The following is a 462-nucleotide window of genomic DNA, read 5'->3' as shown; positions in this document are numbered from 1 at the left end:
GCTGTCATCCTGTGGCCCGCCTGCCTGCTCCTGAAGCTTGCGCCGCGCAAACAGCAGGCCGATGGCCAGGTACATCAGGAAAAACAGGATCAGGAATGGTTCGGTGCTCCAGAACAGCTCCGGCGTGTACGCCTTGATACCCCACGCAAAGCCGATGCCGAAGGTGCCGAAAAAACCGATCAGGTTAAGCATGCGCCAGGCCCGGAACCAGGCGATGGCGAAGATACCGGCGTTGAGCAAGGCGAAGTAGCTGAAGAGCGACACATGGCTGCCTTGCCCGGTCGAGGCGAGCAGCGGCGCGGCAAACCCGCCCAGTGCGCCTGCGCAGGCCAGCGCCAGCGAATTCTGGGTCAGGGCCAGCACGGCCGAGAACGCTGTGATCGCTACCAATAGCCCGAAGCCCAGGGTCGGGTCGAGCAGCGTGTGCAGTTTCATCGCGGCGAATACTGTCAGGTACAGCAC

1 protein-coding gene is annotated in these 462 nt (G+C 62.8%); it reads right to left on the bottom strand.

Features of this window, described 5'->3' with window-relative positions; genetic code table 11:
* Positions 1-462, bottom strand: a 462-nt coding sequence (locus EE949_RS01060) for a DUF2339 domain-containing protein (RefSeq protein ID WP_122662146.1), incomplete at both ends; no start/stop codon positions are given.

Source organism: Pseudomonas viridiflava, assembly GCF_900602065.1.
Taxonomy (GTDB): domain Bacteria; phylum Pseudomonadota; class Gammaproteobacteria; order Pseudomonadales; family Pseudomonadaceae; genus Aquipseudomonas.
The sequence above is the reverse complement of the archived record's forward strand: the minus strand, read 5'-3'. Positions and strand labels throughout refer to the sequence as shown.